Origin of the sequence: Citrobacter arsenatis (assembly GCF_004353845.1) — a bacterium.
GTDB classification, from domain to species: Bacteria; Pseudomonadota; Gammaproteobacteria; order Enterobacterales; family Enterobacteriaceae; genus Citrobacter; species Citrobacter arsenatis.
Genome location: NZ_CP037864.1, coordinates 4,758,744 through 4,782,879 on the forward strand (window position 1 = coordinate 4,758,744; position 24,136 = coordinate 4,782,879).

25 protein-coding genes, 3 tRNA genes and 4 rRNA genes are annotated in these 24,136 nt (G+C 50.6%); 9 read left to right on the plus strand and 23 right to left on the minus strand.

The window, feature by feature from the left end; genetic code table 11:
• Positions 1 to 9: 9 nt before the first annotated feature.
• The 3 genes from E1B03_RS23890 to E1B03_RS23900 are packed head-to-tail and all read left to right on the plus strand — an operon-like array spanning position 10 to position 3,070.
• A complete protein-coding gene (locus E1B03_RS23890) occupies positions 10 to 1,191 on the plus strand; it encodes an amino acid ABC transporter permease (protein ID WP_103769933.1) in 1,182 nt (393 codons plus the stop codon).
• Between the two features lie 9 nt (positions 1,192 to 1,200).
• Positions 1,201 to 2,304 carry an amino acid ABC transporter permease gene (locus tag E1B03_RS23895; protein ID WP_103769934.1) on the plus strand — a complete coding sequence of 368 codons (1,104 nt, stop codon included), beginning with the start codon at positions 1,201 to 1,203 and terminating at the stop codon, positions 2,302 to 2,304.
• Positions 2,305 to 2,311: 7 nt separating this feature from the next.
• Positions 2,312 to 3,070, plus strand: a complete 759-nt coding sequence (locus tag E1B03_RS23900) for an amino acid ABC transporter ATP-binding protein (protein WP_047408260.1) — start codon at positions 2,312 to 2,314, stop codon at positions 3,068 to 3,070.
• Between the two features lie 258 nt (positions 3,071 to 3,328).
• Here E1B03_RS23900 and rrf (E1B03_RS23905) read toward each other — a convergent pair.
• The 7 genes from rrf (E1B03_RS23905) to E1B03_RS23935 all read right to left on the minus strand — a co-directional run bounded on the left by rrf (E1B03_RS23905) (position 3,329) and on the right by E1B03_RS23935 (position 8,778).
• Positions 3,329 to 3,444, minus strand: a 5S ribosomal RNA gene (rrf, locus tag E1B03_RS23905).
• Between the two features lie 38 nt (positions 3,445 to 3,482).
• Positions 3,483 to 3,558: transfer RNA gene (locus E1B03_RS23910), tRNA-Thr, on the minus strand.
• A 14-nt stretch (positions 3,559 to 3,572) separates the two neighbouring features.
• A 5S ribosomal RNA gene (gene rrf / locus E1B03_RS23915) occupies positions 3,573 to 3,688 on the minus strand.
• A 95-nt stretch (positions 3,689 to 3,783) separates the two neighbouring features.
• Positions 3,784 to 6,690, minus strand: a 23S ribosomal RNA gene (locus E1B03_RS23920).
• A 214-nt stretch (positions 6,691 to 6,904) separates the two neighbouring features.
• Positions 6,905 to 6,980: transfer RNA gene (locus E1B03_RS23925), tRNA-Ala, on the minus strand.
• A 108-nt stretch (positions 6,981 to 7,088) separates the two neighbouring features.
• Positions 7,089 to 7,165, minus strand: a tRNA-Ile gene (locus tag E1B03_RS23930).
• A 71-nt stretch (positions 7,166 to 7,236) separates the two neighbouring features.
• A 16S ribosomal RNA gene (locus tag E1B03_RS23935) occupies positions 7,237 to 8,778 on the minus strand.
• Together the 16S, 23S and 5S rRNA genes with 3 tRNA genes alongside form the textbook arrangement of a ribosomal RNA operon.
• Positions 8,779 to 9,250: 472 nt before the next feature.
• Between E1B03_RS23935 and E1B03_RS23940 the strand changes: the two genes are divergently transcribed.
• The gene (locus E1B03_RS23940; RefSeq protein WP_103772171.1) at positions 9,251 to 9,805 is read left to right on the plus strand and encodes a gamma carbonic anhydrase family protein; all 555 of its coding nucleotides are present in this window, start codon (positions 9,251 to 9,253) and stop codon (positions 9,803 to 9,805) included.
• Here the strand turns inward: E1B03_RS23940 and E1B03_RS23945 are convergent.
• Genes E1B03_RS23945 through dprA form a run of 6 tightly spaced genes read right to left on the minus strand, consistent with a single transcriptional unit; the run spans position 9,781 to position 13,573 of the window.
• Positions 9,781 to 10,038 carry a DUF1488 family protein gene (locus tag E1B03_RS23945; RefSeq protein WP_103772170.1) on the minus strand — a complete coding sequence of 86 codons (258 nt, stop codon included), beginning with the start codon at positions 10,036 to 10,038 and terminating at the stop codon, positions 9,781 to 9,783. The two genes, E1B03_RS23940 and E1B03_RS23945, sit on opposite strands and share 25 nt — an antisense overlap.
• Positions 10,035 to 10,856 carry a shikimate dehydrogenase gene (aroE, locus tag E1B03_RS23950; protein ID WP_103772169.1) on the minus strand — a complete coding sequence of 274 codons (822 nt, stop codon included), beginning with the start codon at positions 10,854 to 10,856 and terminating at the stop codon, positions 10,035 to 10,037. The genes E1B03_RS23945 and aroE overlap by 4 nt, the downstream gene beginning before the upstream one ends.
• 1 nt (position 10,857) lies before the next feature.
• Positions 10,858 to 11,430, minus strand: a complete 573-nt coding sequence (gene tsaC / locus E1B03_RS23955) for an L-threonylcarbamoyladenylate synthase type 1 TsaC (protein ID WP_103772168.1) — start codon at positions 11,428 to 11,430, stop codon at positions 10,858 to 10,860.
• 4 nt (positions 11,431 to 11,434) lie between these two features.
• Positions 11,435 to 11,977, minus strand: coding sequence for a DNA topoisomerase family protein (locus E1B03_RS23960; protein ID WP_103772167.1), 543 nt, complete (start codon positions 11,975 to 11,977; stop codon positions 11,435 to 11,437).
• 26 nt (positions 11,978 to 12,003) lie between these two features.
• Positions 12,004 to 12,477 carry a DUF494 family protein Smg gene (gene smg, locus E1B03_RS23965; RefSeq protein ID WP_003031162.1) on the minus strand — a complete coding sequence of 158 codons (474 nt, stop codon included), beginning with the start codon at positions 12,475 to 12,477 and terminating at the stop codon, positions 12,004 to 12,006.
• On the minus strand, positions 12,449 to 13,573 hold the full coding sequence (dprA, locus tag E1B03_RS23970) for a DNA-protecting protein DprA (protein ID WP_133087044.1): 1,125 nt from the start codon (positions 13,571 to 13,573) through the stop codon (positions 12,449 to 12,451). Before dprA ends, smg begins: the two co-directional genes overlap by 29 nt.
• 129 nt (positions 13,574 to 13,702) lie before the next feature.
• Here dprA and def point away from each other — a divergent pair, with 129 nt between their 5' ends.
• The 5 genes from def (at position 13,703) to mscL (ending at position 18,467) form a co-directional block, all read left to right on the plus strand.
• Positions 13,703 to 14,212, plus strand: a complete 510-nt coding sequence (gene def / locus E1B03_RS23975) for a peptide deformylase (protein WP_003031159.1) — start codon at positions 13,703 to 13,705, stop codon at positions 14,210 to 14,212.
• A 14-nt stretch (positions 14,213 to 14,226) separates the two neighbouring features.
• Positions 14,227 to 15,174: a methionyl-tRNA formyltransferase gene (gene fmt, locus E1B03_RS23980; RefSeq protein WP_133087045.1), complete on the plus strand. Its 948-nt coding sequence runs from the start codon at positions 14,227 to 14,229 to the stop codon at positions 15,172 to 15,174.
• A 51-nt stretch (positions 15,175 to 15,225) separates the two neighbouring features.
• The gene (rsmB, locus tag E1B03_RS23985) at positions 15,226 to 16,515 is read left to right on the plus strand and encodes a 16S rRNA (cytosine(967)-C(5))-methyltransferase RsmB (protein ID WP_133087046.1); all 1,290 of its coding nucleotides are present in this window, start codon (positions 15,226 to 15,228) and stop codon (positions 16,513 to 16,515) included.
• 21 nt (positions 16,516 to 16,536) lie between these two features.
• The gene (trkA, locus tag E1B03_RS23990) at positions 16,537 to 17,913 is read left to right on the plus strand and encodes a Trk system potassium transporter TrkA (RefSeq protein ID WP_003031153.1); all 1,377 of its coding nucleotides are present in this window, start codon (positions 16,537 to 16,539) and stop codon (positions 17,911 to 17,913) included.
• A 140-nt stretch (positions 17,914 to 18,053) separates the two neighbouring features.
• Complete coding sequence (mscL, locus tag E1B03_RS23995; RefSeq protein WP_003031152.1) at positions 18,054 to 18,467, plus strand: large-conductance mechanosensitive channel protein MscL; 414 nt, start codon at positions 18,054 to 18,056, stop codon at positions 18,465 to 18,467.
• Here mscL and arfA read toward each other — a convergent pair.
• The 10 genes from arfA to secY form a co-directional block, all read right to left on the minus strand.
• Positions 18,464 to 18,682 carry an alternative ribosome-rescue factor ArfA gene (arfA, locus tag E1B03_RS24000; protein ID WP_133087047.1) on the minus strand — a complete coding sequence of 73 codons (219 nt, stop codon included), beginning with the start codon at positions 18,680 to 18,682 and terminating at the stop codon, positions 18,464 to 18,466. The genes mscL and arfA overlap by 4 nt on opposite strands.
• A gap of 57 nt (positions 18,683 to 18,739) precedes the next feature.
• A complete protein-coding gene (zntR, locus tag E1B03_RS24005; RefSeq protein WP_103772165.1) occupies positions 18,740 to 19,165 on the minus strand; it encodes a Zn(2+)-responsive transcriptional regulator in 426 nt (141 codons plus the stop codon).
• A gap of 10 nt (positions 19,166 to 19,175) precedes the next feature.
• Entirely contained in the window at positions 19,176 to 19,544 is a 369-nt protein-coding gene (locus tag E1B03_RS24010; RefSeq protein ID WP_133087048.1) for a DnaJ family domain-containing protein, read from the minus strand.
• Between the two features lie 107 nt (positions 19,545 to 19,651).
• Positions 19,652 to 20,035 carry a 50S ribosomal protein L17 gene (gene rplQ, locus E1B03_RS24015; RefSeq protein WP_001216370.1) on the minus strand — a complete coding sequence of 128 codons (384 nt, stop codon included), beginning with the start codon at positions 20,033 to 20,035 and terminating at the stop codon, positions 19,652 to 19,654.
• 40 nt (positions 20,036 to 20,075) lie between these two features.
• On the minus strand, positions 20,076 to 21,065 hold the full coding sequence (locus tag E1B03_RS24020; protein ID WP_003031139.1) for a DNA-directed RNA polymerase subunit alpha: 990 nt from the start codon (positions 21,063 to 21,065) through the stop codon (positions 20,076 to 20,078).
• 25 nt (positions 21,066 to 21,090) lie between these two features.
• Positions 21,091 to 21,711, minus strand: a complete 621-nt coding sequence (gene rpsD, locus E1B03_RS24025) for a 30S ribosomal protein S4 (RefSeq protein ID WP_003031138.1) — start codon at positions 21,709 to 21,711, stop codon at positions 21,091 to 21,093.
• A gap of 33 nt (positions 21,712 to 21,744) precedes the next feature.
• Positions 21,745 to 22,134: a 30S ribosomal protein S11 gene (gene rpsK / locus E1B03_RS24030; protein ID WP_003031137.1), complete on the minus strand. Its 390-nt coding sequence runs from the start codon at positions 22,132 to 22,134 to the stop codon at positions 21,745 to 21,747.
• Between the two features lie 16 nt (positions 22,135 to 22,150).
• The gene (rpsM, locus tag E1B03_RS24035; protein WP_003031135.1) at positions 22,151 to 22,507 is read right to left on the minus strand and encodes a 30S ribosomal protein S13; all 357 of its coding nucleotides are present in this window, start codon (positions 22,505 to 22,507) and stop codon (positions 22,151 to 22,153) included.
• A gap of 146 nt (positions 22,508 to 22,653) precedes the next feature.
• The gene (gene rpmJ, locus E1B03_RS24040; protein WP_000868187.1) at positions 22,654 to 22,770 is read right to left on the minus strand and encodes a 50S ribosomal protein L36; all 117 of its coding nucleotides are present in this window, start codon (positions 22,768 to 22,770) and stop codon (positions 22,654 to 22,656) included.
• A 30-nt stretch (positions 22,771 to 22,800) separates the two neighbouring features.
• On the minus strand, positions 22,801 to 24,132 hold the full coding sequence (secY, locus tag E1B03_RS24045) for a preprotein translocase subunit SecY (RefSeq protein ID WP_001118864.1): 1,332 nt from the start codon (positions 24,130 to 24,132) through the stop codon (positions 22,801 to 22,803).
• Positions 24,133 to 24,136: the final 4 nt, after the last annotated feature.

Consider the following 24,136-nt stretch of genomic DNA (forward strand, 5'->3'; position numbering starts at 1 on the left):
GGTTTTCTTATGTTCCATCGCCGCTCAACCGTAAAAGGATCGTTATCCTTTTCTAACCCTGCGGTCCGCGCCTGGTTATTTCAAATACTCGCCGTCATTGCGGTTATTAGCATTGCGGTCTATCTCATTCATAACACGATAAATAACCTGAACAATAGCGGTATTACCTCGGGGTTTTCTTTTCTCGATCGCAGCGCGGGATTTGGTATTGTCCAGCATCTGATTGATTACGAACAAGGCGATACGTATGGCCGTGTCTTTGTGGTTGGCCTGCTCAATACACTATTAGTTTCTGCGTTGTGTATCGTTTTCGCTTCTATTCTTGGCTTTTTTCTCGGGTTGGCACGCCTGTCGGATAACTGGTTATTGCGAAAGCTCTCGACAATCTACATCGAAACATTCCGCAATATACCGCCGCTGCTGCAGATCTTCTTCTGGTATTTCGCCGTATTACGTAACCTCCCTGGTCCACGTCAGGCCGTTAACGCGCTGGATTTAATGTTTCTCAGCAACCGGGGGCTCTATATTCCGGCACCGCAAATAGGTGAAGGTTTTTTTGCCTTTTGCGCCGCTGTCATTATCGCTATCGTCGTCACCATCGGCCTGTTTCGCTTCAACAGAATGCACCAGACCAAAACCGGCCAGCTACGTCGGACCTGGCCCACGGCACTGGCGCTGATCGTGCTTTTACCGTTAATTGCACAGTGGATGTTTGGCGTAGCGCTTCACTGGGATATCCCCGTGCTTCGCGGTTTCAACTTCCGTGGCGGTATGGTGCTTATTCCCGAACTGGCAGCCCTGACGCTGGCACTTTCGGTGTATACCTCGGCGTTTATTGCAGAAATTATTCGGGCGGGAATTCAGGCTGTTCCTTATGGCCAACATGAAGCCGCACGCTCGCTGGGTCTGCCAAATCCGGTAACACTGCGTCAGGTGATCATCCCACAGGCGCTGCGTGTCATCATTCCCCCATTAACCAGCCAGTATCTGAATATCGTCAAGAACTCCTCACTTGCGGCCGCGATTGGCTACCCGGATATGGTTTCGCTGTTTGCCGGCACAGTACTCAATCAAACAGGACAAGCTATCGAAACTATTGCCATCACGATGTCGGTGTACTTGATCATCAGCCTGAGCATTTCTCTGCTGATGAATATTTATAACCGCCGTATTGCACTGATTGAGCGCTAAGGAGCCATGATGACAAAAGCACTGCTGTCTCACCCCTCGCGCCAGAGCGGTAACCCGGCAAATCGCAGTCTACTTTGGGTGCGTAAAAACCTGTTCTCCAGTTGGTCAAACAGCCTGCTCACGCTGCTGTGCATATGGCTGATTTGGTCATTCCTGCCACCGCTGTTGAACTGGGTTTTCTTTCAGGCCAACTGGGTAGGTTCTACCCGAGCAGACTGTACCAAAGCCGGGGCCTGCTGGGTGTTCATTCATGAACGTTTTGGACAATTCATGTATGGGCTTTATCCCCACGATCAACGCTGGCGCGTAAATCTGGCCCTGATAATTGGTTTGCTGTCTATCGTTCCCATGTTCTGGAAATCCATCCCGCTGCGTGGCCGCTATATCGCCGTCTGGGCCGTTGTTTATCCAGTGGTAGTCTGGTGGCTGATGTACGGTGGTTTTTTCGGCCTTGAACGCGTAGAAACCCGGCAGTGGGGTGGATTAACGCTGACGCTGATCATCGCATCTGTGGGTATTGCGGGCGCACTTCCCTGGGGCATTCTATTGGCATTGGGACGTCGTTCTCATATGCCAGTCGTGCGGGTTTTATCCGTGATTTTCATTGAGTTCTGGCGCGGCGTACCGTTAATAACCGTTCTGTTTATGTCCTCGGTCATGCTTCCTCTGTTTATGTCTGAAGGGACCAGCATCGACAAGCTTATCCGGGCGCTTGTCGGCGTTATTCTTTTCCAGTCAGCCTATGTCGCAGAAGTGGTTCGCGGAGGATTACAGGCCCTACCAAAAGGTCAGTATGAAGCCGCTGAATCACTGGCGTTAGGGTACTGGAAAACACAAGGGCTGGTTATTCTCCCGCAAGCCCTCAAGCTGGTTATTCCGGGTCTGGTTAACACGATTATCGCCTTATTCAAGGATACCAGTCTGGTCATCATCATCGGCTTATTTGATCTTTTCAGTAGCGTGCAGCAGGCCACTGTGGACCCCGCGTGGTTGGGTATGTCGACGGAAGGATATGTTTTCGCCGCACTGATTTACTGGATCTTCTGTTTCAGCATGTCGCGTTACAGCCAACATTTGGAAAAACGTTTTAACACCGGGCGTACACCGCACTGAGGAATTTATGAGCCAATTATTAATGCAGTCTACTGACGCGATGATTACGCTGGAAAACGTCAACAAATGGTACGGACAGTTTCATGTCCTGAAAAACATCAACCTGAAGGTAAAACAGGGGGAACGCATCGTGTTGTGCGGACCTTCCGGTTCGGGCAAATCGACAACTATCCGCTGTATCAACCATCTGGAAGAGCATCAGCAAGGACGTATTGTGGTGGATGGGATAGAACTCAATGAAGACATCCGCAATATTGAGCGTGTCAGGCAAGAAGTAGGTATGGTCTTTCAGCACTTTAATCTCTTTCCTCATTTGACGGTCCTGCAAAACTGCACTCTGGCACCAATCTGGGTGCAAAAGATGCCGAAAAAAGAGGCTGAGGTACTGGCAATGCACTACCTTGAGCGAGTTCGAATTGCCGAACATGCGCATAAATATCCCGGGCAAATCTCTGGTGGACAGCAACAGCGTGTAGCCATTGCTCGCTCGCTGTGCATGAAACCCAAAATAATGTTGTTTGATGAGCCTACATCAGCGTTAGATCCTGAAATGGTGAAAGAAGTGCTGGATACCATGATAGGTCTGGCGCAATCAGGCATGACCATGCTTTGTGTTACCCATGAGATGGGCTTTGCCCGCACAGTGGCCGACCGGGTAATCTTTATGGATCTTGGTGAAATTGTGGAACAGGCACCACCGGATGAATTTTTTGCTCATCCTAAATCTGAACGCACTCGCGCGTTTTTGTCGCAGGTTATCCATTAAAGCCATATGCCGGATACAGTTCTGGCATTTTTACCGTGTATCAAACGCAAAAAGGCCATCCTGACGGATGGCCTTTTCACTTATTTGATGTCTGGCAGTTTATGGCGGGCGTCCTGCCCGCCACCCTCCGGGCCGTTGCTGCGCAACGTTCAAATCCGCTCCCGGCGGATTTGTCCTCCTCAGGAGAGCGCTCACCGACAGACCACAGATAAAACAAAAGGCCCGGTCGAAAGACCGGGCCTTTTGTTCTTATTTGATGTCTGGCAGTTCCCTACTCTCGCATGGGGAGACCCCACACTACCATCGGCGCTACGGCGTTTCACTTCTGAGTTCGGCATGGGGTCAGGTGGGACCACCGCGCTACAGCCGCCAGACAAATTCTTTTCTAAGTGCCGAACTTTAACCGAAAAACTGGTGCTGATACCCAGAGTCGAACTGGGGACCTCACCCTTACCAAGGGTGCGCTCTACCAACTGAGCCATATCAGCACACTAAATTTGATGCCTGGCAGTTCCCTACTCTCGCATGGGGAGACCCCACACTACCATCGGCGCTACGGCGTTTCACTTCTGAGTTCGGCATGGGGTCAGGTGGGACCACCGCGCTACAGCCGCCAGGCAAATTCTGTTATCAACACACCTTTCCGGTCTGTCGATTTAATCTGTAATCAAGCTGAATCTTGCGTCTCTTCGCCAAAACATCTTCGGCGTTGTAAGGTTAAGCCTCACGGTTCATTAGTATCGGTTAGCTCAATGTATCGCTACACTTACACATCCGACCTATCAACGTCGTCGTCTTCAACGTTCCTTCAGGAGACTTAAAGTCTCAGGGAGAACTCATCTCGGGGCAAGTTTCGTGCTTAGATGCTTTCAGCACTTATCTCTTCCGCATTTAGCTACCGGGCAATGCCATTGGCATGACAACCCGAACACCAGTGATGCGTCCACTCCGGTCCTCTCGTACTAGGAGCAGCCCCCCTCAATTCTCCAGCGCCCACGGCAGATAGGGACCGAACTGTCTCACGACGTTCTAAACCCAGCTCGCGTACCACTTTAAATGGCGAACAGCCATACCCTTGGGACCTACTTCAGCCCCAGGATGTGATGAGCCGACATCGAGGTGCCAAACACCGCCGTCGATATGAACTCTTGGGCGGTATCAGCCTGTTATCCCCGGAGTACCTTTTATCCGTTGAGCGATGGCCCTTCCATTCAGAACCACCGGATCACTAAGACCTGCTTTCGCACCTGCTCGAGCCGTCACTCTCGCAGTCAAGCTAGCTTATGCCTTTGCACTAACCTCCTGATGTCCGACCAGGATTAGCTAACCTTCGTGCTCCTCCGTTACTCTTTAGGAGGAGACCGCCCCAGTCAAACTACCCACCAGACACTGTCCGCAACCCGGATCACGGGTCTACGTTAGAACACCAGCCATTAAAGGGTGGTATTTCAAGGTTGGCTCCACGCAGACTGGCGTCCACGCTTCAAAGCCTCCCACCTATCCTACACATCAAGGACCAGTGTTCAGTGTCAAGCTATAGTAAAGGTTCACGGGGTCTTTCCGTCTTGCCGCGGGTACACTGCATCTTCACAGCGAGTTCAATTTCACTGAGTCTCGGGTGGAGACAGCCTGGCCATCATTACGCCATTCGTGCAGGTCGGAACTTACCCGACAAGGAATTTCGCTACCTTAGGACCGTTATAGTTACGGCCGCCGTTTACCGGGGCTTCGATCAAGAGCTTCTCCTTACGGATAACCCCATCAATTAACCTTCCGGCACCGGGCAGGCGTCACACCGTATACGTCCACTTTCGTGTTTGCACAGTGCTGTGTTTTTAATAAACAGTTGCAGCCAGCTGGTATCTTCGACTGATTTCAGCTCCATGAGTAAATCACTTCACCTACATATCAGCGTGCCTTCTCCCGAAGTTACGGCACCATTTTGCCTAGTTCCTTCACCCGAGTTCTCTCAAGCGCCTTGGTATTCTCTACCTGACCACCTGTGTCGGTTTGGGGTACGATTTTGTGTTACCTGATGCTTAGAGGCTTTTCCTGGAAGCAGGGCATTTGTTACTTCAGCACCGTAGTGCCTCGTCATCACACCTCAGCGTTAACAGTGTTCCGGATTTACCTAAAACACCCGCCTACATGCTTAAACCGGGACAACCGTCGCCCGGCTAACATAGCCTTCTCCGTCCCCCCTTCGCAGTAACACCAAGTACAGGAATATTAACCTGTTTCCCATCGACTACGCCTTTCGGCCTCGCCTTAGGGGTCGACTCACCCTGCCCCGATTAACGTTGGACAGGAACCCTTGGTCTTCCGGCGTGCGGGTTTTTCACCCGCATTATCGTTACTTATGTCAGCATTCGCACTTCTGATACCTCCAGCAACCCTCACAGGCCACCTTCAACGGCTTACAGAACGCTCCCCTACCCAACAACACATAGTGTCGCTGCCGCAGCTTCGGTGCATGGTTTAGCCCCGTTACATCTTCCGCGCAGGCCGACTCGACCAGTGAGCTATTACGCTTTCTTTAAATGATGGCTGCTTCTAAGCCAACATCCTGGCTGTCTGTGCCTTCCCACATCGTTTCCCACTTAACCATGACTTTGGGACCTTAGCTGGCGGTCTGGGTTGTTTCCCTCTTCACGACGGACGTTAGCACCCGCCGTGTGTCTCCCGTGATAACATTCTTCGGTATTCGCAGTTTGCATCGGGTTGGTAAGTCGGGATGACCCCCTAGCCGAAACAGTGCTCTACCCCCGAAGATGAATTCACGAGGCGCTACCTAAATAGCTTTCGGGGAGAACCAGCTATCTCCCGGTTTGATTGGCCTTTCACCCCCAGCCACAAGTCATCCGCTAATTTTTCAACATTAGTCGGTTCGGTCCTCCAGTTAGTGTTACCCAACCTTCAACCTGCCCATGGCTAGATCACCGGGTTTCGGGTCTATACCCTGCAACTTAACGCCCAGTTAAGACTCGGTTTCCCTTCGGCTCCCCTATTCGGTTAACCTTGCTACAGAATATAAGTCGCTGACCCATTATACAAAAGGTACGCAGTCACCCCATAAAGAGGCTCCCACTGCTTGTACGTACACGGTTTCAGGTTCTTTTTCACTCCCCTCGCCGGGGTTCTTTTCGCCTTTCCCTCACGGTACTGGTTCACTATCGGTCAGTCAGGAGTATTTAGCCTTGGAGGATGGTCCCCCCATATTCAGACAGGATACCACGTGTCCCGCCCTACTCTTCGAGTTCACAACATATGCACTTTTGTGTACGGGACTATCACCCTGTACCGTCGGACTTTCCAGACCGTTCCACTAACACACATGCTGATTCAGACTCTGGGCTGCTCCCCGTTCGCTCGCCGCTACTGGGGGAATCTCGGTTGATTTCTTTTCCTCGGGGTACTTAGATGTTTCAGTTCCCCCGGTTCGCTTCATTACGCTATGTATTCACATAATGATAGTGTGACGAATCACACTGGGTTTCCCCATTCGGAAATCGCCGGTTATAACGGTTCATATCACCTTACCGACGCTTATCGCAGATTAGCACGTCCTTCATCGCCTCTGACTGCCAGGGCATCCACCGTGTACGCTTAGTCGCTTAACCTCACAACCCGAAGATGTTTCTTTCGATTCATCATCGACTTGCAAAAATTTGAGAGACTCGAACACACCATTTTTCATTTCTTGTTTACGGAGAAATGAAACAGTGTGTCGTTTCAATTTTCAGCTTGATCCAGATTTTTAAAGAGCAAAACTTCGCAGTGAACCTTTTCAGGTACACTCTGAAGTTTTCTTGTGTTGTTGCAGTAAGTAAAGGATGGTGGAGCTATGCGGGATCGAACCGCAGACCTCCTGCGTGCAAGGCAGGCGCTCTCCCAGCTGAGCTATAACCCCATCGTAAATGCTAATCTCTGTACCCTAATTCGTTTCCGGGCAAGGCGCGGTGGTGCGAAGCATACTGAAGTATGCGAGCATCGCCGTAACACAGCACGGAGGCGAATTTGGTAGGCCTGAGTGGACTTGAACCACCGACCTCACCCTTATCAGGGGTGCGCTCTAACCACCTGAGCTACAAGCCTGCAGAGATTTTCTTACTGCTAATTTTCATCAGACAATCTGTGTGAGCACTACAAAGAACGTTTCTTTAAGGTAAGGAGGTGATCCAACCGCAGGTTCCCCTACGGTTACCTTGTTACGACTTCACCCCAGTCATGAATCACAAAGTGGTAAGCGCCCTCCCGAAGGTTAAGCTACCTACTTCTTTTGCAACCCACTCCCATGGTGTGACGGGCGGTGTGTACAAGGCCCGGGAACGTATTCACCGTGGCATTCTGATCCACGATTACTAGCGATTCCGACTTCATGGAGTCGAGTTGCAGACTCCAATCCGGACTACGACATACTTTATGAGGTCCGCTTGCTCTCGCGAGGTCGCTTCTCTTTGTATATGCCATTGTAGCACGTGTGTAGCCCTACTCGTAAGGGCCATGATGACTTGACGTCATCCCCACCTTCCTCCAGTTTATCACTGGCAGTCTCCTTTGAGTTCCCGGCCTAACCGCTGGCAACAAAGGATAAGGGTTGCGCTCGTTGCGGGACTTAACCCAACATTTCACAACACGAGCTGACGACAGCCATGCAGCACCTGTCTCAGAGTTCCCGAAGGCACCAAAGCATCTCTGCTAAGTTCTCTGGATGTCAAGAGTAGGTAAGGTTCTTCGCGTTGCATCGAATTAAACCACATGCTCCACCGCTTGTGCGGGCCCCCGTCAATTCATTTGAGTTTTAACCTTGCGGCCGTACTCCCCAGGCGGTCGACTTAACGCGTTAGCTCCGGAAGCCACGCCTCAAGGGCACAACCTCCAAGTCGACATCGTTTACGGCGTGGACTACCAGGGTATCTAATCCTGTTTGCTCCCCACGCTTTCGCACCTGAGCGTCAGTCTTTGTCCAGGGGGCCGCCTTCGCCACCGGTATTCCTCCAGATCTCTACGCATTTCACCGCTACACCTGGAATTCTACCCCCCTCTACAAGACTCTAGCCTGCCAGTTTCGGATGCAGTTCCCAGGTTGAGCCCGGGGATTTCACATCCGACTTGACAGACCGCCTGCGTGCGCTTTACGCCCAGTAATTCCGATTAACGCTTGCACCCTCCGTATTACCGCGGCTGCTGGCACGGAGTTAGCCGGTGCTTCTTCTGCGAGTAACGTCAATCGCTGCGGTTATTAACCACAACGCCTTCCTCCTCGCTGAAAGTACTTTACAACCCGAAGGCCTTCTTCATACACGCGGCATGGCTGCATCAGGCTTGCGCCCATTGTGCAATATTCCCCACTGCTGCCTCCCGTAGGAGTCTGGACCGTGTCTCAGTTCCAGTGTGGCTGGTCATCCTCTCAGACCAGCTAGGGATCGTCGCCTAGGTGAGCCGTTACCCCACCTACTAGCTAATCCCATCTGGGCACATCCGATGGCAAGAGGCCCGAAGGTCCCCCTCTTTGGTCTTGCGACGTTATGCGGTATTAGCTACCGTTTCCAGTAGTTATCCCCCTCCATCGGGCAGTTTCCCAGACATTACTCACCCGTCCGCCACTCGTCACCCAAGGAGCAAGCTCCTCTGTGCTACCGTTCGACTTGCATGTGTTAGGCCTGCCGCCAGCGTTCAATCTGAGCCATGATCAAACTCTTCAATTTAAGTTTGATGCTCGTGAATTAAACTTCGTAATGAATTACGTATGTTCACTCAAGAGACTTGGTATTCATTTTTCGTCTTGCGACGTTAAGAATCCGTATCTTCGAGTGCCCACACAGATTGTCTGATAAATTGTTAAAGAGCAGTTGCGACGCGCTTTAGCGCTCTGTCGCGAGGTGGCGTATATTACGCTTTCCTCTTTCAGAGTCAACCCTCATTTTCAGGTTTTTCTCTTCAACCGGACCGGCTGTTTGCGTGAAGTGATTCACATCCGCCGTGTCGATGGAGGCGCATTATAGGGATCCCATTTTTTAGCACAAGTGTTTTTTGGATCTTTTTTGCTGAATGCTTGTTTTTCACCCCTTTCGCTACATTCCTGCGCAATTTGGCTGATTTTTGATAGCTAAATCACTTGCACAGTCTCAATAATCCAACCAAAGTCTTCATTACCGCTCTATTTTTGTTGAGGTAAACATGTCTGATGTATTACGTCCTTATAAGGATCTTTTCCCACAGATCGGAAAACGCGTGATGATCGACCCCAGTAGCGTCGTTATTGGCGATACTCGTTTGGCTGATGATGTTGGGATTTGGCCATTGGTTGCGATTCGCGGTGACGTGAATTATGTACAAATTGGCGCCCGTACAAACATTCAGGACGGCAGCGTTTTACATGTCACACACAAATCCACATCGAATCCACAGGGTAATCCATTGATCGTGGGTGAGGATGTGACGGTCGGTCATAAGGTCATGCTACACGGCTGCATCATTGGCAACCGCGTTTTGGTTGGTATGGGATCGATTGTACTGGACGGTGTAGTGGTAGAAGACGACGTTATGATTGGGGCCGGTAGCCTGGTTCCGCAAAACAAACGCCTGGAGAGTGGATATCTATACCTGGGAAGCCCAGTTAAGCAGATCCGTCCATTAAGTGATGAAGAGAAAGCAGGCTTACAATATTCAGCTAACAACTATGTTAAATGGAAAGATGAGTATTTGAGTCAGAGTAACCAAACCCAACCCTGAGAGTCTTCCTGCTGGGCCTGGATCAATGCTTCAGCTTCCTCTTCCAGATCCCAGCGATGCTGTTGAAAGGTTTCCAACCACTGTTCAGGCGTGTCGCCACCAAAGCGGGACGCCAACTTCTCCCCTGAGATGGCACATGTTAGCTGCATACCATGGACCATCGCCGGGAAAACAACGGCGCTAACATCCGTGCGCCATTCTTCTCGATCGGGAAACTGGATCGCCTGATTCATGCCGATAATTCCTGTTGCATGCTTTTAATGACGGGTTCAATCTGCGGCAAAACCCCATGCCAGAGTAAAACGGCGTGCGCGGCCTGGCCCACCAGCATTCCCAGGCCATCGGCATACTGTTTCGCCCCATGTTCGGCACACCAGGAAAGGAACGGTGTAATCCCTTGCTGATAAAACATGTCATAACAATAGACAGATGAGTGGATAAGAGATGTCGGAATAGCCGGTATCTCACCGCTAATTCCGCTGGATGTCGCGTTAATAATCAGATCAAAACTGTAATTATCAAGCTCGTCCATACCCACCGCCTGCACGCTGCCGGTATGGGAGAAGATTTGTGCCAGTTCTTCAGCGCGCGAAGCAGTACGGTTAACGATAGTCACCGCACAATCCATAGAAAGAAGAGGTAATAAAACCCCACGGGATGCACCGCCAGCGCCAATCAGCAGAACTCGCGAACCAGGACGAATGAAAGATAAACGTTCAAGATCGCTTAATAAGCCGATGCCATCCGTGTTATCCCCCAATAAACGCCCGTCCTCCAGCCGTTTAAGGGTATTGACTGCTCCAGCAAGCGATGCCCGCTCCGTTAGTTCATCGGCACGTGCAAATGCCTCTTCTTTAAAAGGCACGGTAACATTTGCCCCCTTCCCGCCCTCAGCAAAAAAAGCGTTCAGCGTATTCACGAAATCATTGATGGGTGCCAGTACACGTCCATAGGAATGATCAATCTTCAACTGCTCTGCAAATTGCTGATGAATAAAGGGCGATTTACTGTGCGCTATCGGATTACCAAAAACAGCATAGGCTTCTTTCATATTACCCCTGTCGAAACTGTTCGCCCGTCAGAGCATCACGGATCTCCGAAGGATTTAAGCGCCCTCCGGTCTCCCCTTCAACTACGGGAAAGTCTGTACCAAACTGGGCGCGGACTTCCTCTACCGTTCTGCAAGGCGGTAAGCCACTCAGATTAGCACTGGTGGAGACTAACGGTTTGCCATAAGCCTGGCACAATGCAACCACCAGCGGGTGATCGGTGACCCGCACGGCCAGCGAATCAAAACGACCGGTCAACCAACGGGGCGTAGTCGCAGGCGCCGGGAAAACGAAGGTGACAGGACCAGGCCAGCGGGCGAACACAGCCTCACGCTGGGCATCAGTAAGCGTGCTATCGTCAATATAGGGTTTCAGTTGATCATAGCTTGCCGCAATCAAAATTAAGCCTTTATCGACTGGGCGTTGTTTTAGCTCCAACAGACGGGTAACAGCCGTTTCGCTGTCGGGATCGCAGCCGACGCCAAATACAGCTTCTGTTGGATAGGCGATGACTTTTTCTTGTTTCAGAACCGCTATCGCCGCAGCGATAGGGCCTGTGGGCAGGTTATTATTCACTTTTTTATTCCGCCGGGATCGGCTTTCCACATTGTTTACTGGCACAGAAATGTTTCACACCCTGCGCGGTTTTCTTTTCTATGAGTAGCGGATAATGACACTCTGGACACTCTCCGGCTAACGGTTTGAAGTTAATGACAAACTGGCACTCCGGATAGCGATCGCAGGAATAAAAGGTTTTGCCATAACGGGAACGCCGCTGGACAAGGTGCCCAGTCTGGCATTGAGGACAAACTATTGCTGTTTCATCAGGCTTGTCGATAAGTTCAGTGTGTTCACACGTCGGATAATCACTGCATCCAACGAACATACCGAATCGTCCCTGTCTCAGCACCAGTTCAGAGCCACATGCAGGGCAAAGCTTACCCTCCAGAACTTTGACAATATGTCCGTCCGCGGAAGATTTCAGCGGACGGATGTAGTCGCATTCAGGATAGTGTGAACAACCGAGAAACGGACCGTGTTTCCCGGAACGAATAACCAGTTCAGCCCCGCATTGTGGGCAGGGCTCGTTTTTACGCACCGTGAACAGTGCTGATTTAGCCATAACAACTCATACTGAATGAAGATTGATTAATGCAGCATACCTTCATTCACTTCAAAGAGTAATTCTTCCATTTGCTGATAGGCATTTTCGCAACCTGGAATGTTGAATAACACCATCAGGATCACCCACTTCAGGTCTTCCAGATCGAACTCTGCCGTATCCAGCGCGAGTACACGCTCAATGACCATTTCTCGCGTTTCGAGGTTTAGCACCTGAATCTGCTCCAGGAATAGCAGGAACCCTCTACAGCTTGCATCCAGTCGATCGCACTCTTCTGCAGTATAAATACGTATAGAAAGAGGGTCAGATGCCAGCTGCATAGGTTCAGCAAGACCATCCTGATAATCAGCTAGCTTTTCCAGCCAAAGTAACGCGTTGTAGATGTCTTCACGATCAAAACCAGCGTCGGTAAGATCCCGTTCCAGTTTGTCCTGATCCACACGCAGCTCAGCTTCGTTATGGATATATGTCTCAAACAAATACATTAGTACGTCGAACATGGCATGCCCTCCTCAATCGGACATAGCCGCCGGGTACAGCTGCGATCCATCCTGCTAACTCCAGTTCGAGCAGTTGAGCCACTACCTCTGGCACAGGTTGGCCGGCACGTTCAGCGACGACGTCAACAGGTGTTACCTCATCTCCTACGTTAGCCAGGAGCTCCGGAAATGGCAATGCCACCTCTTCGTGATCTGGCGAATAAATTGATTTTTCAGGTTCATCTGGCAACCATTGCAGCCCATATTGCAAATTTTCCAGAATTTCCTCTGGCGCGGTCACAAGCGTGGCTCCCTGCTGAATAAGCCAATGTGGACCTTCACTTCCCGGACTCCCAATCGGCCCTGGTAAAGCAAAAACCTCCCGTCCTTGTTCCAGCGCACAACGCGCAGTGACCAATGACCCGCTACGCTGAGCAGCTTCAACGACCAGGACTCCTTTACTTAGACCACTAATAATACGATTTCGTCGGGGAAAATTGCGCGGTAAAGGGAGTGTATCTAATGGGAACTCAGACACCAGTGCGCCTCCAGCTTCAATCATCCTTTCAGCCAGACGGACATGCTGTCGTGGGTGAATGGTCTCAAGCCCGTTACCCAGCACTGCTATACTCGTGCCCTGCCGGTTTATCGCAGCATTGTGCGCCACGCCATCAATCCCCCGGGCCAGACCGCTGGTGATCGTCACACCGCATGCTGCAAGCTTTTCACAAAACAACCGCCCCCAGCGTTCGCCATACCAGGAGTGCTGTCTGCTGCCGACGACAGCCACCTGAAATGAGTGGAGGCATGCGGGAGTTCCTGCAACAAAAAGCGCCCCAGGATAATCCTCAATTGCACGGAGCTGTGAGGGATAATGATCGCTGTCGGCAGCCACAAAATGGTGGTTAGGATGTTCAAGCCAACGCAGCGTTTTTTCCAACGTCTGATCTGGAAATGTTAAAAATCGCCTGGCCTGGCGGGGAGAAAATCCTGCCTGCAGGAGTACCGCGTTGTTAATATATGGTTGAGTATTGAGCCAGTGGGCAACGCGCACCATCTCATCACCATACAGTTCATTCACTTGCGCTAAACGTAGCCAAATTTCGATTTGGGTCATCCCTGTTCCCCTGCCACAAGCAGTCCTGGCAATCTTTGCGATTGGTCACTGATGCTGTCAATCAGAGGGGGTTTTGTCTAGAATAGAGGTAATATTCTTTTCAACTCCTGAACACAACTCTGGATAACTATGTCAGTTTTGCAAGTGTTACATATTCCGGACGAGCGCCTTCGCAAAGTCGCAAAACCGGTCGAAGAAGTGAATGCAGAAATTCAGCGTATCGTTGATGATATGTTCGAAACGATGTACGCCGAAGAAGGTATCGGTCTGGCAGCAACACAGGTCGATATTCATCAGCGCATCATTGTTATTGATGTCTCTGAAAATCGCGACGAGCAGTTGGTTCTCATTAACCCAGAGCTGCTGGAGAAAGACGGCGAAACCGGCATTGAAGAGGGCTGTCTGTCTATTCCTGAACAGCGTGCGTTAGTACCGCGTGCAGAGAAAGTAAAAATTCGTGCGCTCGATCGCAACGGCAAATCTTTTGAACTGGAAGCTGATGGCCTGCTGGCAATCTGCATTCAACATGAAATGGACCACCTGGTCGGTAAACTATTTATCGATTATCTGTCTCCGTTGAAGCAACAACGCATTCGTCAGAAAGTTGAAAAACTCGACCGCCTGAACGCCCGAGCTTAAGGACAAGAATCAACGTGTCAGACTCACTACGTATTATTTTTGCGGGTACACCTGACTTTGCAGCGCGTCATCTCGACGCGCTGTTATCTTCTGGACATAACGTCGTTGGCGTGTTTACCCAACCGGACCGCCCGGCGGGACGCGGTAAAAAGCTGATGCCCAGCCCGGTAAAAGTGCTTGCGGAAGAAAAAGGGATACCGGTTTTTCAACCCGTCTCTCTTCGTCCACAGGAAAATCAGCAGTTGGTTGCTGATTTACGCGCAGACGTGATGGTGGTGGTGGCATATGGCCTGATTCTGCCAAAAGCCGTGCTGGAAATGCCGCGTCTGGGTTGTATCAATGTTCACGGTTCCCTACTTCCCCGCTGGCGTGGTGCAGCACCGATCCAGCGCTCATTGTGGGCAGGCGACACCGAAACCGGTGTGACCATCATGCAGATGGATGTTGGCCTCGACACCGGTGATATGTTGCTTAAGCTTTCCTGCCCGATTACGGCAGAAGATACCAGCGGTTCGTTGTACGACAAGCTGGCAGGCCTGGGGCCTCAGGGGCTGATTGAAACGCTAAAACAGCTGGCTGCCGGCACTATACAACCAGTTGTACAAGATGAATCGCTGGTTACGCATGCCGAAAAACTCAGCAAAGAAGAGGCCCGTATCAACTGGTCGCTTTCAGCCGCTCAGTTGGAACGCTGCATCCGCGCCTTTAACCCGTGGCCAATGAGCTGGCTTGAAATCGACGGTCAGCCTGTGAAAGTCTGGAAAGCTTCGGTTATTACTGTCAGCACCCAAGCCGCGCCAGGCACTATTCTTGAGGCGACGAAGCAGGGTATCCAGGTCGCAACAGGCGACGGCATTCTGAATCTTATCTCTTTGCAGCCTGCCGGTAAAAAAGCCATGAGCGCGCAGGATCTGCTTAATTCACGCCGGGAATGGTTCGTCCCCGGCAACCGTCTGGTTTGACGGTTCATCTCTTTAAGCCCGGTGTCTCCGGGCATTTTTATTTTTGCGCTTATGAAAAAACATCTTAATTTACGCAGTATGGCGGCCCAGGCCGTCGAACAGGTTGTCGAAAAGGGGCAATCATTAAGCAACGTGCTGCCCGCCATGCAGCAAAAAGTTGCCGATAAAGACAAAGCACTCTTACAGGAACTTTGCTTCGGCGTATTGCGCACGCTCTCCCAACTTGAGTGGATGATCCAGCAGTTGATGGAACGCCCAATGACGGGCAAACAGCGCACCGTTCACTATCTGATCATGGTGGGCTTCTACCAGCTGCTGCATACCCGTATTCCACCACACGCTGCGCTGGCTGAGACTGTAGAGGGTGCGGTCGTTATTAAGCGCCCACAGCTTAAAGGACTGATCAACGGCGTGTTACGCCAGTTTCAGCGCCGTCAGGATGAATTGCTGGCCGAGTTCGCGCAAAGCGATTTGCGCTTCTTACACCCCTCCTGGCTGGTGAAACGCATTAAGAACGCATATCCGCAGCAGTGGGAAACCATTCTTGAAGCCAATAACCAGCGACCGCCGATGTGGCTTCGTGTCAATCGTAATCACCATACACGCGATGCCTGGCTGGACCTGCTTACCGAAGCGGGTTTAACCGGTTTCCCGCACCCGGATTACCCAGATGCAGTACGTCTGGAAACGCCGGCTCCTGTGCACGCTCTCCCGGGTTTTGACGAAGGCTGGGTAACCGTCCAGGATGCTTCCGCTCAAGGATGTGTAACTTATCTGTTGCCGGAGAACGGTGAACAGATCATCGACCTGTGCTGCGCGCCGGGCGGGAAAACCACTCACATTCTGGAAGTTGCTCCGCAAGCTAACGTAATGGCTGTCGATGTCGATGAAAAACGCCTATCGCGCGTTTACGACAATCTAAAACGTCTGGGCATGAAGGCAAGCGTAAAACAGGGTGATGGCCGCTATCCACAGCAGTGGTGCGGTGAACAACAGTTTGACCGCATTTTACTGGACGCTCCATGTTCCGCCACTGGGGTGATCCGTCGCCATCCGGATATCAAATGGCTGCGCCGCGACCGGGATATTGCCGAACTTGCGCAGTTGCAGGCCGAGATCCTGAATGCAACCTGGTCACATCTTAAACCTGGCGGCACGCTGGTTTACGCAACCTGCTCTATCCTGCCAGAAGAGAACCAGCAGCAAATTGCCGCTTTCCTTGCACGCACACCTGATGCGGTATTAAGCGAAACCGGTACGCCGGAAGAGCCCGGACGTCAGAATTTACCGGGTGCGGAAGATGGCGATGGTTTCTTTTACGCTAAGCTAATCAAAAAGTGATGAGATAACGGGTCGCGACTGATGAAAATTATCATTCTGGGCGCAGGGCAAGTTGGCGGTACGCTGGCTGAAAACCTGGTCGGAGAGAACAACGATATCACGGTAGTCGATACCAATGGTGAGCGCCTGCGCAGCCTGCAGGACAAGTTTGATCTCCGCGTCGTACAAGGGCATGGTTCACATCCCCGCGTTTTGCGTGAAGCCGGGGCCGACGATGCCGATATGCTGGTTGCCGTAACCAGCTCAGATGAAACAAATATGGTTGCCTGCCAGGTAGCTTATTCACTGTTTAATACGCCTAATCGCATCGCCCGTATTCGTTCACCGGATTACGTTCGTGATGCCGACAAGCTGTTTCAATCTGATGCGGTACCTATCGATCACCTTATTGCACCTGAGCAACTGGTTATCGATAGTATTTATCGCCTGATTGAATATCCGGGTGCATTACAGGTAGTGAATTTTGCCGAGGGTAAAGTCAGCCTGGCCGTAGTGAAAGCCTATTACGGTGGACCGCTGATTGGTAACGCACTGTCGACAATGCGTGAGCATATGCCGCACATTGATACCCGCGTGGCGGCGATTTTCCGTCATGACCGACCGATCCGCCCGCAAGGTTCTACCATTGTTGAAGCCGGCGATGAAGTCTTCTTTATCGCAGCATCACAGCATATTCGCGCCGTAATGAGCGAATTACAGCGTCTGGAAAAACCGTACAAACGCATCATGTTAGTGGGAGGCGGTAATATCGGTGCAGGTCTGGCACGTCGTCTGGAAAAAGATTACAGCGTCAAACTGATCGAACGTAATCAACAGCGCGCATCCGAGCTTGCGGAGAAACTGCAAAATACGATCGTCTTTTTTGGTGATGCGTCGGATCAAGAGCTGCTGGCAGAAGAACATATCGATCAAGTTGATCTGTTCATCGCGGTGACCAACGATGATGAAGCCAATATCATGTCGGCGATGCTTGCCAAACGAATGGGTGCCAAAAAAGTAATGGTGTTGATCCAACGTAGAGCATACGTCGATCTGGTACAAGGCAGCGTGATCGATATTGCGATATCACCGCAGCAAGCGACCATCTCTGCACTGCTCAGTCACGTGCGTAAAGCTGATATTGTCGGTGTATCTTCACTGCGCCGTGGCGTTGCGGAAGCCATTGAAGCCGTCGCACACGGTGATGAAACGACGTCACGGGTTGTAGGGCGTTCAATTGATGAAATTAAACTTCCGCCAGGAACCATTATTGGCGCCGTTGTACGTGGTAACGATGTGATGATTGCCAATGATAACCTGCGCATTGAGCAGGGCGATCACGTAATTATGTTCCTGACAGATAAAAAGTTTATTACCGACGTCGAGCGATTATTCCAGCCAAGTCCTTTCTTCCTGTAATAAAAAGGCGCTAATACAGCGCCCTTTTTATTTCCCCTTACTTTTCATGGTCTAATAAATTTTTCTTTAGGCAATACATAAATGGAAATTACCTAAACATTTGTTAAACTTATAAACGTCAGCTGCATAGGGAGAATAAAATGAGCATTATTAAAGAGTTTCGCGAATTCGCGATGCGCGGGAATGTTGTCGATTTGGCAGTGGGTGTCATTATTGGTGCGGCATTCGGTAAGATTGTTTCATCACTGGTTGCCGATATCATTATGCCGCCACTGGGGCTGTTAATTGGTGGGATTGATTTTAAACAGTTTGCTTTAACGTTACGTGATGCACAGGGAGATATCCCGGCAGTCGTCATGCATTACGGTGTATTTATTCAGAATGTCTTCGATTTCATTATCGTTGCGTTTGCTATCTTTATGGCAATCAAACTGATTAACAAACTAAACCGTAAAAAAGCGGAAGAGCCGGCAGCACCGCCAGCGCCATCGAAAGAAGAAGTATTGCTGAGTGAAATTCGTGACCTGCTGAAAGAACAGAATAACCGTTCTTAAGCACCCACTGAAACAAGAAGGCCAGTGGTAAAAAAGTGAATAACTTTCTTGCCACTGGCCTCCCAGTTACCCCGATTGCCATGTTTACCTTTACGTAGATAACTTCCTTTCCCTTTCTTATTTTTTTCAACGCGCTGTCTGAACAGTGGGTCATGCAAAAGCGCCTCTATTGCGTTGTCCTTTATCTGCCCTTTGGTGTGCTGATAACGACTCATAATATTTCCAGTTTGTAGTAATTTACGCCGCGAGTTTAGACCTGACAGTTTAATAAATCAACAGCCTGATGCTGATCCGCTGGCACCCTGTTCAAGGGCTTCAAGGATGGAGCAGTACACGCTGCTGTGTGCTTTACCACAACACGCGTCATTCAATCTCTGCAGCGACCGTTGCATCGCCTGAAGTTCTGCTATTCGTGCTTCAACTTCCTGCAACCTTTCCTGGACGATCCCCTTAGATTCCTGGCAGGTATGGTGTTCGGGATCGATTCGGATCGACAGCAGTTCGCGGATCGATTCCAGAGTGAAACCAAGCTGACGGGCATAACGAATAAACTTCAGACGCTGAAGATCGCTTTCCGTATAGAGGCGAAACCCACCTTCTGTACGTACTTCATGCTCCATCATCTGCTGCTTCTCATAATAGCGAATTGTATCAGGCGTCACGTCAGCCAGTTTCGCTAATTCACCAATACGGTACATACTCTCTCCGCTATTCGTCGTGGATCTTCTGTAGCAACTTATCTGCGTATTCACCATGTAAAAACTCGGTGCTGAGTCCGGCCTGTCGAAGTTTGAGTTCCAGTAGTGACAATCTTCGACTCACCTCCTGATAACTGGGATCATCTTTGCGGATCCCTGCGAGTATTTCAAGCAACTGTATTGCCTCTCTGCGCTGCTCAAGCTCAGGAGGAAGACATCGTGCATTTTTCAATAAACGGAATCCGGCTCGAAGCTCAGGCGGAACATGAGAATCATCGTCAAGGACCAGCGGTTCACCTGTACCGGGTAAACCCTCAAACTCACCTTTAGACTGTGCTTCAATAATATGGCGCTCTGCCCACTGGTCAAGTAACCACATACAACACTCCAGGGGATGAACAAAAAGAGTACAGATATTGTAGATAAGTGGGGATATGACGGATATAAAAAAACCCGCCGAGGCGGGTTTTTTTACGTTACTACAGATTACTCTGCAGCAGCTTCTGTTTTCTCTGAACGATCAACCAGCTCGATGTATGCCATCGGCGCGTTGTCGCCTGCACGGAAACCACACTTCAGAATGCGAGTGTAACCACCGGCGCGGCTCGCGAAACGCGGGCCCAGTTCGTTAAACAGTTTTGCCACGATCTCGTTATCACGAGTACGGGCGAATGCCAGACGACGATTAGCTACGCTATCAGTCTTGGCAAGAGTAATCAGCGGCTCAACTACGCGACGCAGCTCTTTCGCTTTCGGCAGAGTCGTCTTGATGATTTCATGACGAACCAGTGAACCTGCCATATTGCGGAACATAGCCTGGCGATGGCTGCTGTTGCGGTTCAGTTGACGACCACTCTTACGATGGCGCATGACCTTATCCTTCTCAGTAAAACCTTAACCTGTGATCCGGTTACTCGTCAGCGATGCTTGCCGGTGGCCAGTTTTCCAGGCGCATGCCCAGAGACAGTCCACGGGAAGCCAGCACGTCTTTAATCTCAGTAAGAGATTTTTTACCAAGGTTAGGCGTCTTAAGAAGCTCAACCTCAGTACGCTGTACCAGATCACCGATATAGTGGATAGCTTCTGCTTTGAGGCAGTTAGCAGAGCGGACAGTCAATTCCAGATCGTCAACAGGGCGCAGCAGGATCGGATCGAATTCTGGTTTCTCTTCTTTAACTTCCGGCTGACGTACATCACGTAAGTCAACGAAAGCTTCAAGTTGTTCAGCCAGAATGGTCGCCGCACGACGAATCGCCTCTTCAGGATCGATTGTGCCGTTGGTTTCCATTTCGATGACCAGCTTGTCCAGGTCGGTACGCTGTTCTACACGCGCTGCTTCAACATTGTAGGCAATACGCTCTACAGGGCTGTAGCATGCGTCGACCAGCAGACGGCCGATTGGGCGCTCATCTTCTTCCGAATGAATTCGGGTAGAAGCCGGCACATAACCACGACCGCGCTGAACTTTGATACGCATGCTAATAGATGCATTCTCATCGGTCAGGTGGCAGATCACGTGCTGTGGCTTGACGATTTCGACATCACCATCATGGGTAATGTCGGCTGCAGTCACAGGGCCAATGCCAGATTTATTCAAGGTAAGAATAACGTCATCTTTACCCTGAACTCTCACCGCCAGCCCTTTCAGGTTGAGCAGGATTTCCAGGATATCTTCCTGAACGCCTTCTTTGGTGCTGTACTCATGTAGTACACCATCAATCTCAACCTCGGTCACCGCGCAACCCGGCATCGATGAGAGCAGAATACGGCGCAGTGCGTTACCCAAAGTATGGCCAAAGCCACGCTCTAAAGGCTCAAGGGTCACCTTGGCGTGCGTCGAACTCACTTGCTCGATATCTACCAGGCGCGGTTTTAGAAACTCTGTCACAGAACCCTGCATTGTGTCCTCTCTTTGGTACTAAGCTTTACTTGGAGTAAAGCTCGACGATCAGGTGTTCGTTAATGTCCGCAGACAGATCAGAACGCTCCGGCTTACGCTTGAACGTACCTTCCATCTTGCCAGCATCAACTTCCAGCCAGGTTGGCTTTTCACGCTGCTCAGCCAGCTCCAGAGCGGCTTTCACGCGAGACTGCTTCTTCGCTTTCTCACGAATGCTAACAACGTCATTCGGACTAACCTGATAAGAAGCGATGTTAACAACACGACCGTTTACCATAATTGCTTTATGGCTGACCAGCTGACGTGCTTCTGCACGAGTGGCACCGAAGCCCATACGGTATACAACGTTGTCCAGACGACCTTCCAGCAGACCCAACAGGTTTTCACCGGTGTTGCCTTTCAGACGTGCTGCTTCTTTGTAGTAGTTACGGAACTGACGCTCCAGCACACCGTAGATACGGCGAACTTTTTGCTTTTCACGCAACTGCACACCATAGTCAGACAGACGCGGTTTACGCGCACCGTGCTGGCCAGGAGCTTGTTCAATTTTACACTTGGTATCGATCGCGCGAACGCCAGACTTAAGGAATAAGTCAGTGCCCTCACGACGGCTCAGCTTGAGCTTAGGACCCAAATATCTTGCCATTTTCTTTCTCCAACAATCCTAGAAACGACAGCGTTATACGCGACGTTTTTTCGGCGGACGACAACCGTTATGAGGGATCGGAGTCACATCAGTAATATTAGTGATGCGGAAACCAGCGGCGTTCAGAGCACGAACAGTAGATTCGCGACCTGGACCCGGTCCTTTGACCATAACTTCCAGATTCTTGATACCGTATTCTTTTACGGCTTCAGCGCAACGCTCTGCTGCAACCTGAGCTGCAAACGGAGTGGATTTGCGAGAACCACGGAAACCGGAACCACCGGCTGTTGCCCAACCCAGTGCGTTACCCTGACGATCAGTAATGGTAACGATGGTGTTGTTAAAAGAAGCATGGATATGAGCCACGCCGTCAGAGACTTGTTTTCTTACACGTTTACGTGCACGAATTGGTGCCTTTGCCATTATTCAATCACCCCGATTATTTCTTGATCGGTTTGCGCGGACCCTTACGGGTACGTGCGTTGGTCTTGGTACGCTGACCGCGAACCGGGAGACCACGACGATGACGCAAACCGCGATAGCAACCAAGGTCCATAAGGCGCTTGATGCTCATGCTAACTTCACGGCGCAGATCACCTTCAACGACAAATTTGGCAACTTCGTCACGCAGCGTGTCGATTTGTTCTTCAGACAGCTCACTGATCTTAACATCTTCAGCGATACCCGCGGCAGCCAGAATGGCTTTAGAACGGGTCTTGCCGACGCCGTAGATCGAAGTTAATGCGATCACAGCATGTTTCTGATCAGGAATGTTAATGCCTGCTATACGGGCCACTATGCACTCCTACTATTTAATATGTACGCACCATGCTGAAAAGCCCGTTTTCAGGATACTCAAATGGAAACGCACAGACATACAAAAGATTGGCTGGCTAATCTAGCCAGCTCAACCCAACTTTGCAAGAAAAATATGCGAATAAATCAGCCTTGGCGCTGTTTATGCTTCGGCTCGGCACTGCAAATCACACGGATGACACCATCACGCTTAACGATTTTGCAGTTACGGCATAATTTCTTGACGGAAGCACGAACTTTCATTTTTACTCTCCGTAACTTCTCGGGCGACTGTTAACGGCCATAGCCTTTCAGATTCGCCTTCTTCAATGCAGACTCGTACTGACTTGACATCATCAGAGTTTGCACTTGAGCCATAAAGTCCATAATCACGACAACAACGATAAGCAGTGAGGTCCCACCGAAGTAGAACGGTACTTTCATTGCATCACGCATGAACTCCGGGATCAGGCAGATAAAGGTAATGTAGAGCGCACCAACCAAAGTCAGGCGGGTCATTACTTTATCGATATACTTCGCCGTTTGCTCTCCCGGACGAATTCCTGGTACAAATGCACCGGACTTCTTCAGGTTATCTGCTGTTTCACGCGGGTTGAAAACCAACGCCGTGTAGAAGAAACAGAAGAATATGATTGCAGACGCATAGAGTAACACATAAAGCGGTTGCCCAGGCTGCAAATACAGCGAAATTGTTGTCAGCCAGTTCCAACCAGTCCCGCCCCCGAACCATGACGCGATGGTCGCCGGGAACAGAATAATACTGGAAGCGAAGATTGCCGGGATTACCCCTGCCATATTCACTTTCAGCGGTAAATGTGTGCTCTGTGCAGCATAGACACGACGACCTTGCTGACGTTTCGCGTAGTTTACCACAATGCGGCGTTGACCACGCTCAACAAATACAACAAAGAACGTCACTGCGAATACTAATACTGCAACCAACAGCAACACGAGGAAGTGCAGGTCGCCTTGACGCGCTTGCTCGATAGTATGGGCAATGGCTGGCGGGAGTCCCGCGACAATACCGGCGAAGATAATGATTGAGATACCGTTGCCGATACCACGTTCAGTAATCTGTTCGCCCAACCACATCAGGAACATTGTCCCTGTAACCAGACTTACAACAGCGGTGAAATAGAATGCAAAGCCTGGGTTCATCACCAGGCCCTGCATACCAGGCATATTCGGCAGACCGGTAGCAATACCGATCGACTGGAATATTGCCAGCACCAGAGTACCGTAGCGGGTGTACTGGCTGATCTTACGACGACCAGACTCCCCTTCTTTCTTAATTTCTGCCAACGTTGGATGAACCACCGTCAGCAGCTGGATAATGATCGACGCCGAAATATACGGCATGATCCCCAGAGCAAAGATAGAAGCACGGCTGAGAGCACCACCAGAGAACATGTTAAACATTTCAATGATGGTGCCTCGCTGTTGCTCAAGCAGTTTGGCAAGTACAGCGGCATCAATACCAGGGATCGGAATGAAAGAGCCAATACGGAACACAATCAGCGCGCCGATTACAAACAGCAGTCTGCGTTTCAGCTCGCCTAAGCCACCTTTGGCACTTTGAAAATCTAATCCCGGTTGTTTAGCCATCTGC

Excerpts from the sequence above, each read along its gene's own strand:
- E1B03_RS23890 (WP_103769933.1), top strand. The coding sequence starts at position 10 with ATGTTCCATCGCCGCTCAACCGTAAAAGGATCGTTATCCTTTTCTAAC.
- E1B03_RS23895 (WP_103769934.1), top strand. The coding sequence starts at position 1,201 with ATGACAAAAGCACTGCTGTCTCACCCCTCGCGCCAGAGCGGTAACCCG.
- E1B03_RS23900 (WP_047408260.1), top strand. The coding sequence starts at position 2,312 with ATGAGCCAATTATTAATGCAGTCTACTGACGCGATGATTACGCTGGAA.
- E1B03_RS23940 (WP_103772171.1), top strand. The coding sequence starts at position 9,251 with ATGTCTGATGTATTACGTCCTTATAAGGATCTTTTCCCACAGATCGGA.
- E1B03_RS23945 (WP_103772170.1), bottom strand. The coding sequence starts at position 10,038 with ATGAATCAGGCGATCCAGTTTCCCGATCGAGAAGAATGGCGCACGGAT.
- aroE (WP_103772169.1), bottom strand. The coding sequence starts at position 10,856 with ATGAAAGAAGCCTATGCTGTTTTTGGTAATCCGATAGCGCACAGTAAA.
- E1B03_RS23960 (WP_103772167.1), bottom strand. The coding sequence starts at position 11,977 with ATGGCTAAATCAGCACTGTTCACGGTGCGTAAAAACGAGCCCTGCCCA.
- smg (WP_003031162.1), bottom strand. The coding sequence starts at position 12,477 with ATGTTCGACGTACTAATGTATTTGTTTGAGACATATATCCATAACGAA.
- dprA (WP_133087044.1), bottom strand. The coding sequence starts at position 13,573 with ATGACCCAAATCGAAATTTGGCTACGTTTAGCGCAAGTGAATGAACTG.
- def (WP_003031159.1), top strand. The coding sequence starts at position 13,703 with ATGTCAGTTTTGCAAGTGTTACATATTCCGGACGAGCGCCTTCGCAAA.
- rsmB (WP_133087046.1), top strand. The coding sequence starts at position 15,226 with ATGAAAAAACATCTTAATTTACGCAGTATGGCGGCCCAGGCCGTCGAA.
- trkA (WP_003031153.1), top strand. The coding sequence starts at position 16,537 with ATGAAAATTATCATTCTGGGCGCAGGGCAAGTTGGCGGTACGCTGGCT.
- mscL (WP_003031152.1), top strand. The coding sequence starts at position 18,054 with ATGAGCATTATTAAAGAGTTTCGCGAATTCGCGATGCGCGGGAATGTT.
- arfA (WP_133087047.1), bottom strand. The coding sequence starts at position 18,682 with ATGAGTCGTTATCAGCACACCAAAGGGCAGATAAAGGACAACGCAATA.
- zntR (WP_103772165.1), bottom strand. The coding sequence starts at position 19,165 with ATGTACCGTATTGGTGAATTAGCGAAACTGGCTGACGTGACGCCTGAT.
- E1B03_RS24010 (WP_133087048.1), bottom strand. The coding sequence starts at position 19,544 with ATGTGGTTACTTGACCAGTGGGCAGAGCGCCATATTATTGAAGCACAG.
- rplQ (WP_001216370.1), bottom strand. The coding sequence starts at position 20,035 with ATGCGCCATCGTAAGAGTGGTCGTCAACTGAACCGCAACAGCAGCCAT.
- E1B03_RS24020 (WP_003031139.1), bottom strand. The coding sequence starts at position 21,065 with ATGCAGGGTTCTGTGACAGAGTTTCTAAAACCGCGCCTGGTAGATATC.
- rpsD (WP_003031138.1), bottom strand. The coding sequence starts at position 21,711 with ATGGCAAGATATTTGGGTCCTAAGCTCAAGCTGAGCCGTCGTGAGGGC.
- rpsK (WP_003031137.1), bottom strand. The coding sequence starts at position 22,134 with ATGGCAAAGGCACCAATTCGTGCACGTAAACGTGTAAGAAAACAAGTC.
- rpmJ (WP_000868187.1), bottom strand. The coding sequence starts at position 22,770 with ATGAAAGTTCGTGCTTCCGTCAAGAAATTATGCCGTAACTGCAAAATC.
- secY (WP_001118864.1), bottom strand. The coding sequence starts at position 24,132 with ATGGCTAAACAACCGGGATTAGATTTTCAAAGTGCCAAAGGTGGCTTA.